Below are 1,255 nucleotides of genomic sequence, written 5' to 3' on the forward strand. Positions count from 1 at the left end.
CGGGGAGTACGGCGGCAGTCCTCCCGGCGCCTGCGGCGTCGGCGTGGGACGCGGGGTGCCGGCGGGCTGCGGCGGAGCCTCCTTCGGCGTGGGAATCGATCCGGCCGTCGTCCCGGCGCCCTCCTCCGGCGTGGACGGCGGGGAGCCGTCCGGCACGAGGAGCAGCTTGCCGAGCATGAACGCGGCGGCGTCCCCGGCGTCGCCGAACATCGCCGGGCTCTTCAGCCCGTCGTCGTACCAGCCGACCCGCCAGCCGCCGGAAACCTCCTCCAGCGCCCAGCCCCGGTCCAGGGACCCGCCGATCCGGTACGCACCCCGCGGGATGCCGAGCTCGTCGAGCCGGTCGCGCAGGTCGTCCAGCACCGGATCGTCGTGGACGAGCGGCCCGTCGGCGTACTCGGTGGGCGGTCCACCGTCGTCGTAGCCGTCCCTGTCGTAGCCGTCCCTGTCGTAGCCGTCCCTGTCGTATCCGCCGCCGTCGTGGTCACCGTCGTGGTAACCGCCCCCGGCGTACCCGGTGCGGTCGTACCCGGTGCCGCCGTGGCCGTCGTCCGCGTAGCCGTCGGTGTAGGCGTTGCCGTACCCGTCGTCGCCGGGGCGTCCCGCGTGGTCGGCGAACCCGGCAGGATCGGCGAACCCGGCGTGGTCGGCGCCGTCACCCCGGTCGCCCGTGCCGTCGGGGGAGAGGTATCCCGTGGGGGCGAGGTGCGCACGGTCCGCTCCCTGCCCCGTGGCCTCGTGTCCGGGGGCGTACTCCGTGAGCGGCAGCGGCTGCTCGTCGGTGCGCTGGTGGGACATCAGGTCGGGTTGTGCCGGTGTGAGGGTTGTGGGGGGACCGTCGTCGAGCACCGGCGCGGGCGTGAACCGGGTGGGGGCGTCCTCCCCCGCGGTCCCGGCGCCCGGCGGCGGGCCGACGTGCCCGTTGACTCCCCGGCCGGCCTCGTCCCGGTCACCCGGCGCGTCGCCGTCGGGGAGGTCCGCAGCGCCCCGGTCGCCCCCGGCGTGGGCATCCCCGAACCGCGCGTCGCCGAACCGGTCGTCGCCGAACCGGTCTTCGCCGAACCGTTCGTCCTCGGTGTGGTCGTCCTCGGTGTGGTCGTCGTCGGGCCGGTCGTCGACGCGGACCGGGTACGCGATGCGGGTGCGCTCGGCGTCCCCCGCGCCTGCGCCCGCGGTGTCCATGCCCACTCCGGCCTGCTCGGCGTGGCCCGTGCCCGGGTCCACGGGCCCGCGGTCGCCGTCGTGGCCGGTGTCC

The 1,255-nt window shown here is 76.4% G+C and carries 1 pseudogene; it reads right to left on the reverse strand.

Annotated elements, in window-relative coordinates:
* A pseudogene (locus tag SACPADRAFT_RS32495) lies at positions 1-1,224 on the reverse strand (hypothetical protein); the annotation flags it as partial.
* Positions 1,225-1,255: the final 31 nt, after the last annotated feature.

It is taken from the genome of Saccharomonospora iraqiensis subsp. paurometabolica YIM 90007 (assembly GCF_000231035.2).
GTDB lineage: Bacteria > Actinomycetota > Actinomycetes > Mycobacteriales > Pseudonocardiaceae > Saccharomonospora > Saccharomonospora paurometabolica.